The 12,892-nt window shown below is 68.3% G+C and carries 15 protein-coding genes; 5 read left to right on the top strand and 10 right to left on the bottom strand.

All coding sequences use genetic code 11. The annotated features are described in order from the left end of the window. Positions 1-4: 4 nt before the first annotated feature. Together panE and Y958_RS03715 are read right to left on the bottom strand one after the other, a co-directional pair. Positions 5-928 (bottom strand): 2-dehydropantoate 2-reductase, encoded by a 924-nt coding sequence (gene panE, locus Y958_RS03720; RefSeq protein ID WP_244909359.1) that lies wholly within the window; start codon positions 926-928, stop codon positions 5-7. 38 nt (positions 929-966) lie between these two features. Next, complete coding sequence (locus tag Y958_RS03715) at positions 967-1,851, bottom strand: LytTR family DNA-binding domain-containing protein (RefSeq protein ID WP_211098521.1); 885 nt, start codon at positions 1,849-1,851, stop codon at positions 967-969. Positions 1,852-2,022: 171 nt separating this feature from the next. On the opposite strand from Y958_RS03715, the gene Y958_RS03710 reads away from it, so the two are divergent. Further along, positions 2,023-2,532, top strand: a complete 510-nt coding sequence (locus Y958_RS03710) for a DUF6622 family protein (RefSeq protein ID WP_088870955.1) — start codon at positions 2,023-2,025, stop codon at positions 2,530-2,532. A 74-nt stretch (positions 2,533-2,606) separates the two neighbouring features. On the opposite strand, the gene Y958_RS03705 is transcribed toward Y958_RS03710, so the two are convergent. Further along, positions 2,607-3,752: a CobW family GTP-binding protein gene (locus Y958_RS03705; protein WP_088870954.1), complete on the bottom strand. Its 1,146-nt coding sequence runs from the start codon at positions 3,750-3,752 to the stop codon at positions 2,607-2,609. A gap of 35 nt (positions 3,753-3,787) precedes the next feature. Beyond that, positions 3,788-4,267: a Fur family transcriptional regulator gene (locus Y958_RS03700; protein ID WP_244909358.1), complete on the bottom strand. Its 480-nt coding sequence runs from the start codon at positions 4,265-4,267 to the stop codon at positions 3,788-3,790. Positions 4,268-4,503: 236 nt separating this feature from the next. Here Y958_RS03700 and Y958_RS03695 point away from each other — a divergent pair, with 236 nt between their 5' ends. Together Y958_RS03695 and panC are read left to right on the top strand one after the other, a co-directional pair. Beyond that, on the top strand, positions 4,504-5,361 hold the full coding sequence (locus tag Y958_RS03695; protein ID WP_088870952.1) for a DUF6134 family protein: 858 nt from the start codon (positions 4,504-4,506) through the stop codon (positions 5,359-5,361). 76 nt (positions 5,362-5,437) lie between these two features. Further along, a complete protein-coding gene (gene panC / locus Y958_RS03690) occupies positions 5,438-6,325 on the top strand; it encodes a pantoate--beta-alanine ligase (protein ID WP_088872455.1) in 888 nt (295 codons plus the stop codon). Between the two features lie 3 nt (positions 6,326-6,328). On the opposite strand, the gene Y958_RS03685 is transcribed toward panC, so the two are convergent. From Y958_RS03685 to pdxH, 6 genes are all read right to left on the bottom strand, one after another. Further along, positions 6,329-6,673, bottom strand: a complete 345-nt coding sequence (locus Y958_RS03685) for a hypothetical protein (protein ID WP_088870951.1) — start codon at positions 6,671-6,673, stop codon at positions 6,329-6,331. A 118-nt stretch (positions 6,674-6,791) separates the two neighbouring features. After that, a complete protein-coding gene (locus tag Y958_RS03680) occupies positions 6,792-7,124 on the bottom strand; it encodes a hypothetical protein (protein WP_145727746.1) in 333 nt (110 codons plus the stop codon). 10 nt (positions 7,125-7,134) lie between these two features. Beyond that, entirely contained in the window at positions 7,135-8,379 is a 1,245-nt protein-coding gene (locus Y958_RS03675) for an ArsB/NhaD family transporter (RefSeq protein WP_088870949.1), read from the bottom strand. Between the two features lie 72 nt (positions 8,380-8,451). Next, positions 8,452-9,315, bottom strand: a complete 864-nt coding sequence (locus Y958_RS03670) for an MBL fold metallo-hydrolase (protein ID WP_088870948.1) — start codon at positions 9,313-9,315, stop codon at positions 8,452-8,454. Positions 9,316-9,520: 205 nt separating this feature from the next. Beyond that, on the bottom strand, positions 9,521-10,483 hold the full coding sequence (locus tag Y958_RS03665) for a cation diffusion facilitator family transporter (protein ID WP_088870947.1): 963 nt from the start codon (positions 10,481-10,483) through the stop codon (positions 9,521-9,523). Beyond that, positions 10,480-11,076 (bottom strand): pyridoxamine 5'-phosphate oxidase, encoded by a 597-nt coding sequence (pdxH, locus tag Y958_RS03660; protein WP_088870946.1) that lies wholly within the window; start codon positions 11,074-11,076, stop codon positions 10,480-10,482. The genes Y958_RS03665 and pdxH overlap by 4 nt, the downstream gene beginning before the upstream one ends. 257 nt (positions 11,077-11,333) lie before the next feature. On the opposite strand from pdxH, the gene Y958_RS03655 reads away from it, so the two are divergent. Both Y958_RS03655 and Y958_RS03650 read left to right on the top strand, forming a co-directional pair. After that, entirely contained in the window at positions 11,334-11,807 is a 474-nt protein-coding gene (locus tag Y958_RS03655; RefSeq protein ID WP_088870945.1) for an RT0821/Lpp0805 family surface protein, read from the top strand. 164 nt (positions 11,808-11,971) lie between these two features. After that, the gene (locus tag Y958_RS03650) at positions 11,972-12,865 is read left to right on the top strand and encodes a DnaJ C-terminal domain-containing protein (RefSeq protein WP_088870944.1); all 894 of its coding nucleotides are present in this window, start codon (positions 11,972-11,974) and stop codon (positions 12,863-12,865) included. The last annotated feature ends 27 nt before the right edge of the window (positions 12,866-12,892 follow it).

The following is a 12,892-nucleotide window of genomic DNA, read 5'->3' as shown; positions in this document are numbered from 1 at the left end:
CGCCTCACCCGGCCGTGCGCCGCGCCTCATAGGCCCGCAGGTGGGTGGTGGCCAAGGTCAGCAGGGGCAGGTCCAGACCCAAGTCGCGGCCCCGGCGCAGCATGTCGCCGACGATGTGCTCACCCTCCGTGGGGCCGCCTTTCTCGATGTCGCGCATCATCGAGGCGGACAGGCTGCTGTCCTCCTTGGTCAGGTGATAGCGGGATTCGGCGTCGCGCTCGGCACTGGGCGGATGGCCGGCGGCGGTGGCGACGCGGGTGCACTCGTCCAGCAGGCCGGTGATGAAGGCCAGGCCGCCCGGCGCCTTCAGGATGGCGCCGATGGGGGCCCGCATCAGGGTGGTGCTGCCTGCCAGTGTGGCCAGGAAATAGAACTTCTCCCACATGTCGTGGACGATGTCCGGGCTGTTGACCACGGTGATGGGGCACTTGGCGTAGGCCTGGGCCAGCGCCTCGGCCAGGGGCGCCTGAGCGGGGGAACGGGCGCCGAAGGTCAGGCGGTTGAAGGCATGCAAGTGGCGGATAGTGCCGTCCGGGTCCATGGTGATGGTCAGGTGGCACAGGCCGCCCATCACCCGCTCCGCCCCGAAGGCGGCGTCCAGCCGGTCCAGGTGGTTCAGGCCGTTCAGCACCGGCAGGATGCGCGTCTCCGGCCCCACCGCCGGACGGATGGTTTCGATGGCGGCGTCCAGGTCGTAGGCCTTGCACGACAGCAGCACCAGGTCGAAAGGCTTGCTGACGCGGGTCACCGCCTGCACCGGCCTGATGATGTTGCCCTGGGGGCTGACCACCACCAGGCCGTTTTCCATCAGCTGGGCATGCCGCTTGGGCCGCACCAGGAAAGTGACATTCTCCCCCGCCTGCATCAGGTGGCCGCCGTAGAATCCGCCGGTGGCGCCGGCGCCCAGGACCAGGACACGCATGGTCATCGCTATCATCCCTTCTCGTTCCCCGGCCTTGACCGGGCCTAATCCTTTTCCGCCAACCAGCCGGCCGCCTTCAGGCGAGGCAGGGCGGTGCGGCTGACCGGCACCACCGTTCCGTCGCTGAGGCGCAACTGTGCCGCCTGGCCACGCACCATGGCCTCCGCCACCGCCGCCCGCGCCACCCAGAAGGAGCGGTGGACCTGCATCCCCAGCCCTTCCCCCAGTTCGGCGATGGCGTCGCGCAGGCGCATCAGCACCAGCTCGGCCCCGCGATCGGTGTGGATCCGCAGATAGTGGTCCTCCGCCTCCAGCGCCAGAAGCCGTGCGTCGCAAAGACGCGGGCAGGCGCGGGCCAGGAAGGCTGCCGCCACGTCGGGGTCCGGTTCCGGCGCCGCTGCAGCCGGTGGGAATGCGACCGGCTCGGGCGCCGGTGCCGTGGCCAGGGGCGCCAACGGGTCCCGGCGGCCCAGGATGACGGCGAAGACCATGCTGGTCACGATCACCTGCGGCCAGGTGCGCCAGAAATGCAAGGCGCCGAGGGGGACCTTGGCGCACAGGCTGAACAGCAGGATGATCCACAGCGTGGCGGGCAGCGAGGCGATCAGCGCCGACAGCGCGCGCCGCTGCCAGGCGGGCCAGGCGGCCGCGATGGGCCAGCGGCGCAAGCCCGCATGGGCCGTCCGCGCCATGGCCGCGATGCCCAAGGCCGACGCGCACCAGAAGACCACGCGCGACACGCTGTCCATGGACAGGAACGTGCCGTAGGGGCCGAACATCGCCAGCACCAGGGACAGCGCCACGACGCCGCCCCAACTGCGCACCCAGTCGGGCAGATCGAAGGCGACGATGCCGGCAAGGCTGCCCGGCGGCCGCTTGTCCGCGACCCCGGCGTCCGCCCCCTGCTGCACCCCGCGTTCCGCCGTCAAGACCGGCCTCATCCGTTCGCGCTTCGTGAACGGCCTTTACCAGCCACTCACGAAATCCGTCAAGCGGACCGCGAAGGGACCGTTGCCGGGGAAGGGCAGCCCGAGTGAAGGCTAGGCCCATCAATCACTTGGAACACGCCGCCCGGCGCAACATCCTGGAGCCCGCCCGTCATGGAAATCCTCTCCCGCATCATCAGCCACACCCCCACCTGGATCTTCGCGCTGTTCGCCTTCCTGGTGTTCATGGGGGCGCGGCGCCTGCGGACCACGGTGCAGCAGACGGGCCGCGTCTGGCTGATCCCCGGTGTCTTCATCATCTGGGGCCTGTACGGCCTGGTCACCCGCCCCGGCCCCCTGGGCCCGGTGCTGCTGGACTGGGCTGTGGGCGCCGTCATCGGCCTGGGCCTGGCCAGCTTGACCACCGTCCGGGTGGAGGTGGACCGCGAGCGTGGCCTGGTGCGCCAGCCGGGCAGCTGGGTGCCCCTGGCCCGCAACCTCTTCCTGTTCGGTTCCCACTACGTCCTGAACGTCCTGGCCGCCGCGCGCCCCGACCTGCATGACACCGCCATCGCCCTGGACATCGGCGTGTCGGGCTTCAGCGTCGGCTACTTCGCCGGCTGGTCCTGGGGCTTCATCCAGAGCTACCGCCGCGCCCCGGACGTGGCGCTGGCCCTTGCCTGAAGGCGAAAGCGGCAGGAGGGTGACCTCCTGCCGCCCGAATAAGCCGAGGGCCCGGACGGGCGCACCAAGAACCCTTATCCCACGCTTTTTCCCGTGCAGCTGGCGTACAGGGTTTCCACCACCTGCCGGCTGACGTTGCGGGTGATGAAGACGATGCGGCTGCGGCGGTCGTCGCTGGGCCAGGCATCCAGCTGCACCGGGGGGTGGAACAGGTGCTGGACGCCGTGGATGACGATGGGCTGGTCGCTCTCCACCACGTTCAGCACGCCCTTCACCCGCAGCACGTCGGGGCCGCGCAGGCGGGCCAGCGTCTCCAGGAAGCCCACCAGCTCATCCCATACCAGGGGCTGGGTGAAGGTCAGGCAGAAGGCGCCGATGGCCTCGTCATGGCGGTTGGGGTCGTGGTCATGGTCCTCATGCTCGCAATGGCCGTGATCGTGATCGCAGTCGGCATGGTCATGGCCGTCGTGATCATGGCCATCGTGATCATGATCGTGGTGATGGTGATCATGATGGTGCCCGTGGTCGTCATAGGCCTCTGCGCGCAGCCAGCGCTGCACGTCCAGGCTCTTGGTCTCCGGGTTATAGAGGCCGGCGTCGAACAGCAGCACGGGCAGCGCCTCTTCGGTCTGGGCGTCCACCACCAAGGCGGCGGGGTTCAGCTCCTTCAACCGGTGCTTCAGATAATCCACCGCCTCCGGTGTCGCGATGTCGGTCTTGGTCAGCACCAGCCGGTCGGCCACCGCCGCCTGCTTCAGGCTTTCCTCCTGCGCGTCCAGCTGCCCCATGCCGTGGACGGCGTCCACCGTGGTCACCACGCCGTCCAGGCGGAAGCGGGCCGCCACCAGCGGGTCGGTCATCAGGGTGTGCAGGATGGGCGCCGGGTCGGCCAGGCCGGTGGTCTCGATCACCACGCGGTCGAACTCCGGCACCTCGTCGCGCAGGCGGCGCAGGTACAGGTCGCGCAGGGTGTCGGCCAGGTCGCTGCGGATGGTGCAGCAGATGCAGCCCGAATCCATCAGCACGGTGTTCTCGTCCGCCTTGGCCACCAGCAGGTGGTCCAGCCCGACCTCGCCGAACTCATTGATGATGACGGCGGTGCGGGCCATGCGCGGGTCGCGGATGATGCGGGACAGCAGCGTGGTCTTGCCGCTGCCCAGGAAACCGGTCAGGACGGAGATGGGCAGGCGGGCGGCGGAAACAGCGGTCACGGCAGGCATTCCTTGAAGGTCATCGTTGGATCAGGCGGCCGTGGTCAGACCGCCGCTTGGCAGGCCGGGCAAAGGCCGAGGACCTCCACCGTCTGGCGCACGGCGTGGAACCCACGGGCGGCGGCGCCGTTGGTGATGGCGTCGGTCACGGCAGGGTCGTTCAGCTCGGTGGCGTCGCCGCAGCGCTCGCACACCAGGAACTGACCGGCATGGCTCTGGCCCGGCTCGGGACAGCCAACATAGGCGTTCAGCGATTCGATGCGGTGGACCAAGCCCTGTTCCACCAGGAAGTCCAGGGCGCGATAGACGGTCAGCGGCGCCACGCGTTTGCCGTCCACCGCCATCTCTTCCAGGATGGCATAGGCGCCCCGCGGCTTATGGCTGGACCACACCAGTTCCAGCACCCGCTCGCGCAGGGTGGTCAGACGGGCGCCGCGCGCCTCGCACAGGCTGTGCGCCCGGGTCAGGGCATCGCCGACGCAGGCCTTGTGGTCATGGGCCTTGTGATCATGACCCTGGGACACTTCGCCACCATGGACATGCGGGCTAGGGCTTTGGGTAGCCACCGGCATTGTTGCTAGCCTTTCTCGAACTGCCATTTCAGGCGAACCATAGCACGGAAGGAAGGGTGTCCGGTTCTTCCGCGTAAACCAAATCATGTTACCGTTCGTATCGGCCCAGAGAACTCGCTCGTATCGGCAGAGAATATGGCACCCGGCTGGGCCGAAGCCAGGGCACCACCGCATCGAAGGGAAGCGCGATGCCACATGACACCCTTGCTCCGATCGTCGCCGGACGCGCTCGCCGCGCCGGCGCGGCGTTGGCCCGCGTGGCGCTGATCGTTGGCGCCACCTTGATATGGGGCGGCCCACCGACCCGCGCCAGCACCGCGACACCGCCCGAGCGGGAGGACGCCCCGGCGGCGATGCCGTCGACCCCCGGCACGACGGTGGAGCGGTCGTTGGACTTCACCGCCCATTACGGCCGCGACACGCCCCTGGGCCATCACCGCGTCACGGTGGCCAAGGCGGCCAACGGCGACACGGTCGTGGATGTCGATATCCGTTTCGAGGCCAAGCTGCTGATGATCACGGCCTACCGCTATCATCATGTCAGCCACGAGGTGTGGCATGAAGGCCGTCTCGCCGCGCTGGACAGCAGCACCGACGACAACGGCCAGAAGGACTGGGTGAAGGGCCATGCGGTGGAAGACGGGTTCGCGGTCGAAAGCTCGCACGGGGCGGTGACGGCGCCGGCCGACATCATCCCCACCAGCTATTGGAACCCGGCCATACTGACGGCGTCGCGCCTGCTGGACACCATCCGGGGCGTGGTCATGGACGTCAAGGTGGAACACCTGGGGCAGGAGATGATCCGCGCCGACGACGCCACCGTGGCCGCCACGCACTACAGCCTGGGCTTCATCACCAACCCGCCGCCCGCCACCAGCCGGGTGGATTTCTGGTACGACGATTCCGGCCATTGGCTGAAGCTGGCCTTCCATGCCAGGGGGCATGACGTCGCCTATGCCCTGCAGGGGCCGTCCAACGCCGGTGCGCTGGTCGCCTCCCCTTCCGGGACGGAGGCAGGCCTGCCCGCTCCCGAACGGCGGGATTGACCAGGGGACGGAAAGCGCTTGCCCGCCCCCGCCACCCGTCGCTAAATGCCGGGCCATGAGCACGGACACCGCCGCCATGGCCCCGCCCCCCGCCTCTTCTTCCACTGGCCCCTTGGCCATTGTCCGCACCCCCGCGGACTTGCGCGCCCGCGTCGCCGCCTGGCGCAAGGAGGGGCTGCGCGTCGGCCTGGTGCCCACCATGGGCGCCCTGCACGAGGGGCACCTGACCCTGGTGAAGCGCGCGCGCGAATTGGCCGACCGCGTGGTCGCCAGCGTGTTCGTGAACCCCACCCAGTTCGGGCCCAACGAGGACTTCAGCCGCTATCCCCGGGATGAGGCGGGTGACGCCCGCCTGCTGGCCGGTGCCGGCTGCGACCTGCTGTACGCGCCGGGGGTGGAGGCCATCTATCCGCCCGGCTTCACCACCACGGTGGATGTCGGGCCGGTGGCCGTGCCGCTGGAGGGCCACTTCCGCCCCGGCCATTTCCAGGGCGTGGCCACGGTGGTGACCAAGCTGCTGTTGCAGGCCCTGCCCGACGTCGCCTGTTTCGGGCAAAAGGACTACCAGCAGCTGGCCGTTATCCGCCGCCTGGCGGCCGACCTCGACATCCCGGTGCGCATCGAGGGCGTGCCCACGGTGCGCGAGGCCGACGGCCTGGCCCTGTCGTCCCGCAACCGCTATCTCTCGGCGGAGGAACGCCAGCAGGCCGTCGCCATCAGCCGGGTCTTGAACCAGTTGCGCGACACCCTGGGCGATGGCAGCCGGCCCGTGGCCCCAGCCATCACCCAGGCGACGGAAACACTGACGGCCGCCGGCTTCACCCGCATCGATTATGTGGCGGTGGTTGACGCCGGGACGCTGGCGCCGCTGGAGCGGGTGGACCGCCCCGCCCGCGCCCTGGTCGCCGCCTTCCTGGGCCGCACCCGCCTGATCGACAACCTGGCGCTGGGGCCGGGAGCCTGAATTTCAGGGGCTCAGCAACGTGGCGGGCATCGTGGCCCAGCCCTGGTTCCGCATGCAGGACAGCACGGCATCATGACGCTCACTTTCCATGAACCAGCCTGAGGTGGGGTAACCCCGACCAGCCTCCAGCTCCGGAAGGCGCTCTGGGTCATTGGCGATTACGCAAGCCCGCAACGCCTCGAAGAAGGGGCCGCGCTTCTCCATGATCTCCTGAAGCGGCACCCTTGGCCCCAGGTGGTTCGGCGTGGATTCCCGAACCCAGTACCGTTCCGCCGTATAGACGCAACCGGTCAGCGGCAGGCAGGCGGCCAAGGCGGCCAGCCACCCCAAACGTATGGCGTTCCCCATTCCATCATTCCCCACCCAGCGCCCTCGCTCGGGACGCGCAGAAGCAGGGTGGCGACCTGTTGTGGCGGAAGTAGGGATCATGCCGCCTTTCGGGAAGCGGTGGCCAAGGACGACCTGTTCAGGGAGACAAGCGGCTGGTGGAGGTCGTGACCCAGCCCTGGTCGCGCATGCACGCCAGCACGGCGTCGTGGGCCCGGCCCACGTGCCAGTCGGAAATGGGATAGCCCCGGCCCGCGTCCAGGTCCGCCAGGCGCTCTGGGTCGTTGGCCGCGACGCAGGCGCGCAGGGTCTCAGGAAAATGCTGTTCCTTTTCCCGCACCAGGGCCTGCTGTTGCGCCAGCGAGGGGTGGTCGCGGGTCAGCAACGCCATATCGACGTTCCAGCGCCGGTCACCCGTGTAGGCGCAGGCGGCCAGCGCCAGGCACATCCCCATCATCACCAGCCGCCGCATCACCATCCCCTCATACCGCCGCGATATAGCCCATCGCCAGCAGCCACACCGTGGCCAGCAACAGGGATAGCACGGTCATGGGCACGCCGCAGCGGGCGTGGTCGCGGAAGCCCAGGGTCACGCCCACCGCCGCCGCCCGCTCCACGGTGATGATGTTGGCCAGGCTGCCGGGCAGCAACAGGTTGCCGGCCAGGGTGGAGAACAGGGCCAAGGCGTACAGCGCCCCTTCCGGCGGGTGGGCCCACACCTTCATCAACAGCACCACCGCCGGCACGTTGCCGATGCTGTTGCTGGCCAGGACGGAGAAGGCGCCCAGGAAAGGCAGCCGGTCCAGCGCCAGGCCGGACGCCGCCAGCTGGTCCACCAGCTGGCCGGGAAGTCCGGTGTCGGCCAGGGCGCCCGTCAGGATGAACAGGCCGGCGAACAGGGCCAGCAAATGCCAATCGACCAGGCCCAGCATGTCGCGGCTGGCGAAGCGGCGGCTGACCAGCATGCAGCCGGCGATGCCCAGCACCGCGACGTCGCGGGGAAAGGCCGTGGTGAAGGCCACCAGCAGGACCACGACCCCGATCAGTCCCTTGGACAGCTGCCAGGCCCGGGGCGCGTCGGGGGGCCCCTCTCCACGGTTCACCAGGGCCGGGGCCTGGCCGTCCGACAGGCGCCCCCGCCACACCCGCGCCACCACCCAATAGACGATGACCAGCGACAGGAAGGCGGGCACGCCGCAGGCAAACAGGAAGCGCCAGAATCCCAGGTGGCCCAGCTGGCCGATGAGGATGTTCTGCGGGTTGCCGATCACGGTGGCGGCGGACCCGGCGTTGGCGGCCCCCGCCAGGGCGATGAGATAGGGCCGCGCGTCCAGCCCCCGCGCCCGCAGGCCCGCGCACAGCAGCGGCGTCATGGCGAAGACCACCACGTCGTTGGCCAGCAGGGCGGACAGGCCGCCCGCCACCACCACCACGGCGGCCAGCAGCGCCTCCGGCCTCCATGGCACGTTGGCCAGGCGCCAGGCGCACCAGTCATAGAAGCCCGACAGCGCGAACTGCGCCGACAGGATCATGAGCCCCAGCAGGATGAACAGGGTGGGGAAGTCGATGGCCTTGATGGCCGCCCCTTCCGTCACCGCGCCCGCCACCAGCAGGACGATGGCCCCCAGCATGGCGATGCCGGTGCGGTCCACCTTCAACCGGGGCAGGTGGCCGATGGCCATGCCCAGGTAGACGACGGCGAAGGTGACGATGATCAGCAGAGTCATGGGGCGAAGCGCTACAGCGCGGGCGCCCGAGCGGCAAGCGGGAAATAGGCCTAAGGAATCAGGTAGATGTGTTTAGGCCGCAGCCTCGGCGCCCTTCTTGGGCGTGGCCAGGGCCGCCATGTCCACCTGCATGCCCTCGCGCGCGGCGAAGCACTGCGGCCATTCCTGCTGCGCCTCGGCCTCGATGGCCTTCATGCGGACATCGTCATGGTCGGGATCATGGTGGAACAGGCACAGGCGGCCCACCTCGGCGGCCTGGGCCAGGCGCACGCCTTCGCGCCACGTTGAATGGCCCCAGCCCCGGCGGCCGGCGAATTCCTCGTCGGTATAGGAACAGTCGTATGCCACCAGATCGGCGCCCTGGATCAGGCCCAGGACGTTGGCGTCCATGCGGTCGGGGTCGTGCTCGGTATCGGTGACGTAGCAGAAGCTGCGCCCGTCGTAGTCGATGCGATAACCGGTACCGCCGCCCGGGTGATTCAGGCGGGCGGTGTGGACGGTGATGCCGTCGCCCAGGTCCAGGGTGGCGCCGGGGCGGAAATCCTCGAACACCAGCGAGGCGCGAAGCTTCTGCAGCGGCACGGGAAACAGGCAGGAATCCATGGGTTTTTCCATGACGGACTGGATGCAATGCGCACCCTGGCAGTGGCCCGCCATCACCCGCATGGAAAAGTCGGTGTTGTAGCACGGCTCGAAAAACGGGAAGCCGTTGATGTGGTCAATATGGGTGTGGGTCAGCAGCAACGTGACATCGTTGATGCCCCGTGCGCGCAGGCTTTTGCCCAGCGACCGCAGGCCGGTGCCGGCATCCAGTACGAGCGTCCGGTCGCCCGCTGTCACCTCGATACAGCTGGTGTTGCCACCATACTCAAGATGACTGGCCATCGGACAGGGGACAGTCCCGCGGACACCCCAGAAGGTAACGGTGAAACCCATAAACCAAAGCCCCGAATTCCATCGCGGCCAAGCTAACCCGTCCTTGAACACCGGTCTGTGACGTCTCGCACAGGAAGGGACGCGCTTGGGCACAAGTGCACAGGGATTGTCAAGTGATGTTCGCTCCGCGAACGCACAACCACACTTTAAGGGGTACCCTTTCCAGCGGGAAAGCCCCCTTGAAATTCAGGCCCTCATCACCGTTTCACCGGCGGCGGGGACGCAGGCGATGGTCCAGCCGCTCATCATCCAGGCCGGCCGGCTCTTGATGGATGGTAACCTCGGCATTGGGAAAGGCGGCGCGCAGGGATGATTCGATCTCATCCGTGATGTCGTGCGCCTCTGTCAGCGTCAAATGACTGTCCAGCTCCAGGTGGAACTCGATGTGCTGGCCCAAGCCGGTGGAGCGCGTGCGCAGATCGTGCAGGCCGCGCGACGCCGGGTGGGCGTTCACCAGGTCGACGACCCGGGTACGGTCCACGTCGGGCAACTCACGGTCCATCAGCACGTCCAGCGCCGTGCGCGAGATGCCGACCGCACCCCAGACCAGGAAGGCGGCGATGCCCAGGCCGAACAAGGGATCCCAGAAGGCTTGGCCCGTCCAGCGGCCCAGCAGCAGCGAGACCATGACGGCGGCGTTCAGCAGCATGTCGCCGCTATAGTGCAGGCTGTCGGCGCCAATAGCCAGCGAGGCCGTGCGGCGGATGACCCAGCGCTGGAACAGCACCAGCACGAAGGTGAGCACGATGGCGGCGGCCATGACCCACAGGCCCACGCTGATGTCGCCCACCGGCCTAGGTTCGAACAGCCGGCCCAGCGATTCGTAGCCAAGGAACAGGGCCGACCCGACAATGAAGGCGGACTGAAAGAGGGCCGCCAGCGGTTCCGCCTTGCCATGGCCGAAACGGAAGGCGGAGTCCGGTGGCTTCAGGGCCCGGGCCACGCTGATGAGGGTGATGACGGAGGCCAGCGCGTCCACGCTGCTGTCGATCAGCGAGGACAGGATGCTGACGGAATTGGTGGCCAGATAGGCGCCGAACTTGCCGGCGATGAGGATGGGGGCCACGGTGACGCTGGCATAGGTGGCGCCGCGGCGCCACCGTCCGTCCGCATCGCCCTCCCCCGCACCGTCGGGCGATTCCGGTTGCACCTTGGCCGTCACATTCATGGGTAGAGGCGTTCCGTCGTCCAGCCCTTGTCCTCAGCATCCCGAGTATAGACCAAGCGGTCGTGCAGGCGGAACTCCCGATCCTGCCAGAACTCCATCCGCACCGGGGTGACCCGGTAGCCGGACCAGTGCGGCGGACGGGGAATGTCGCCCTCGCCGAAGCGCGCCGTCTCCTCCGCCACGCGACGTTCCAGGGTCGCCCGGCTGTCCAGCGGCTGCGACTGCGCCGACGCCCAGGCACCGATCTGGCTGCCCCGCGGCCGCACGCGATAATAGTCGTCGGCCTCCTGAGCCGTCACCGGGCTGACGCGGCCGTCCACCCGCACCTGCCGGCGCAGGCTTTTCCAGTGGAAGCACAGGCCGGCGACGGGATGGGCGGCCAGTTCGCGGCCCTTGCGGCTGAGCGTATTGGTGTAGAAGACGAAGCCGCCGTCATCCAGGCCCTTCAGCAGCACGATGCGCACCGTCGGGATGCCATCGGCGCCGATGGTGGCCAGCGACATGGCGTTGGGGTCGTTGGGTTCGGTCCGCGATGCCTCGTCCAGCCAGGACTGAAACAGCGTGTAGGGATCGGGTGCGACAACAAAATCCATGGTGGTAATCCGTGTCATAGATATGCCGGAATTGCCGCCTACCATACGCCACACTACATCCTTGTCCACGCAGGACGCCGCATGGACGACCCGCACGCCGTCCTGTGATTTTGGGGTTGGTTGATTGCCCCAAATCATTGGCGGATGCCCTGATAAGGGGTAGACGCGGGTATGGTCAGGGATGCGGGACCGGATTTGCGCAAAGCCAGGCCGCCAGGAAGGCGCGGCCGCAGGAGAGGAAAGAAGGACTAACAACCATGAAGAAAGTCATCATCGCGTTGATGGCGTCCAGCGTCCTGTTGAGCGCGTGCGACACCACCGGGGGCAAGAACCAGACGGTGGGCATGCTGGGCGGTGCGGCTGCCGGCGGCCTGATCGGTTCCCAGTTCGGCCATGGCGGCGGCAAGCTGGCCTTGACCGGCCTGGGCGTCCTGCTGGGCGGTCTGGCGGGCAGTTCCATCGGCAAGCGCATGGACGATGCCGACCGCGCCGCCATGGAACGCAACACGCAGATGGCCTACAGCGCCCCCGTGGGCCAGCCCATCGTGTGGAACAATCCCAACAACGACCATCAGGTCATTGTGACGCCGGTGCGCGACGGCACCCGCGGCGACGGCGCCTATTGCCGCGAATTCCAGCAGACCATCGTGGTCGGCGGGGAGAAGCAGCAGGGCTACGGCACCGCCTGCCGGCAGCCGGACGGCAGCTGGAAGATCGTCAGCGAGAACTGATCCCGCCCCTTGCGGGCCTTGATGCGAACCCCTGGCCGCGATCTCGCGGCCAGGGGTTTGTGCATGGGCCGCCCCGATCCCCCAAATAGCCTGGCCCCGCATGCTTGAAGCGGCGCGCGCGTTGCGCATATTGTGGGGGCAGACCGGCAATAGATAGTGCGACCATGCGCGATCCCTACCAAATCCTTGGCGTCGGCCGCAGCGCCAGCGCTGAGGACATCAAGCAGGCGTATCGCCGCCTCGCCAAGCAGTACCACCCCGACCTGAACCCGGGCCGGGCCGATATCGAGCTGAAGTTCAAGGAAGCCAACGGCGCCTACAGCCTGTTGTCGGACCCGGACAAGCGCGCCCGTTATGACCGGGGCGAGATCGACGCCAGCGGCGCCGAGCGGCCGGACCGTTCCTTCCGCCGCGCCTATGCCGGCGCCGGCCGGTCGGGCGACTTCGATTATGAGGACGATCCCTTCGCCGATATCTTCGGCGCCGCCCGCAAGCGCGGCGGCAGCGGCGTGAAGGCGCGCGGCAGCGACGTGGCTTATTCCGTCACCGTGCCGTTCACCGAGGCCTGCCTGGGCGCCAAGCGGCGCCTGAGCCTGTCCACGGGCAAGAGCATCGACATCAACATCCCTCCCGGCACGCAGGACCAGCAGAAGCTGCGCCTGAAGGGCCAGGGCCTGGCGGGGCTGGGCGGCGCCGGGGCCGGCGATGCCATCGTCGAGGTGCACGTCACCCCCCACCCCTACTTCGTGCGGCGGGAGGATGACATCCACCTGGATGTCCCCATCACCCTGCAGGAAGCGCTGCTGGGCGCCACCATCAAGGTGCCGACCTTGGACGGCGCCGTGCAGGTCAAGGTGCCCAAGCCGGCCAATTCCGGCACTACCCTGCGCCTGAAGGGCAAGGGTGTCGCCAATCCCGAGCGCGGCACCCAGGGCGACCAGTACGTGAAGCTCACCGTGGTCCTGCCCGACCGGACGGACGCCGAGCTGCAGGCCTTCATCGAGAAGTGGGGCAAGACCCATGAGTACGATGTGCGGCGCAAGGCCGGCCTGATCTGAGGCCGGCGCCTGCGGGAACAGCAAAAA

The organism is Nitrospirillum viridazoti CBAmc (assembly GCF_000730165.1).
Lineage (GTDB): Bacteria > Pseudomonadota > Alphaproteobacteria > Azospirillales > Azospirillaceae > Nitrospirillum > Nitrospirillum viridazoti.
The sequence above is the reverse complement of the archived record's forward strand: the minus strand, read 5'-3'. Positions and strand labels throughout refer to the sequence as shown.

What these genes read in the sequence shown, in the direction of transcription:
- panE (WP_244909359.1), bottom strand. Translation starts at nt 928, where the DNA reads ATGACCATGCGTGTCCTGGTCCTGGGCGCCGGCGCCACCGGCGGATTC.
- Y958_RS03710 (WP_088870955.1), top strand. Translation starts at nt 2,023, where the DNA reads ATGGAAATCCTCTCCCGCATCATCAGCCACACCCCCACCTGGATCTTC.
- Y958_RS03705 (WP_088870954.1), bottom strand. Translation starts at nt 3,752, where the DNA reads ATGCCTGCCGTGACCGCTGTTTCCGCCGCCCGCCTGCCCATCTCCGTC.
- Y958_RS03695 (WP_088870952.1), top strand. Translation starts at nt 4,504, where the DNA reads ATGCCACATGACACCCTTGCTCCGATCGTCGCCGGACGCGCTCGCCGC.
- panC (WP_088872455.1), top strand. Translation starts at nt 5,438, where the DNA reads ATGGCCCCGCCCCCCGCCTCTTCTTCCACTGGCCCCTTGGCCATTGTC.
- Y958_RS03685 (WP_088870951.1), bottom strand. Translation starts at nt 6,673, where the DNA reads ATGGGGAACGCCATACGTTTGGGGTGGCTGGCCGCCTTGGCCGCCTGC.
- Y958_RS03680 (WP_145727746.1), bottom strand. Translation starts at nt 7,124, where the DNA reads ATGCGGCGGCTGGTGATGATGGGGATGTGCCTGGCGCTGGCCGCCTGC.
- Y958_RS03675 (WP_088870949.1), bottom strand. Translation starts at nt 8,379, where the DNA reads ATGACTCTGCTGATCATCGTCACCTTCGCCGTCGTCTACCTGGGCATG.
- Y958_RS03670 (WP_088870948.1), bottom strand. Translation starts at nt 9,315, where the DNA reads ATGGGTTTCACCGTTACCTTCTGGGGTGTCCGCGGGACTGTCCCCTGT.
- Y958_RS03665 (WP_088870947.1), bottom strand. Translation starts at nt 10,483, where the DNA reads ATGAATGTGACGGCCAAGGTGCAACCGGAATCGCCCGACGGTGCGGGG.
- pdxH (WP_088870946.1), bottom strand. Translation starts at nt 11,076, where the DNA reads ATGGATTTTGTTGTCGCACCCGATCCCTACACGCTGTTTCAGTCCTGG.
- Y958_RS03655 (WP_088870945.1), top strand. Translation starts at nt 11,334, where the DNA reads ATGAAGAAAGTCATCATCGCGTTGATGGCGTCCAGCGTCCTGTTGAGC.
- Y958_RS03650 (WP_088870944.1), top strand. Translation starts at nt 11,972, where the DNA reads ATGCGCGATCCCTACCAAATCCTTGGCGTCGGCCGCAGCGCCAGCGCT.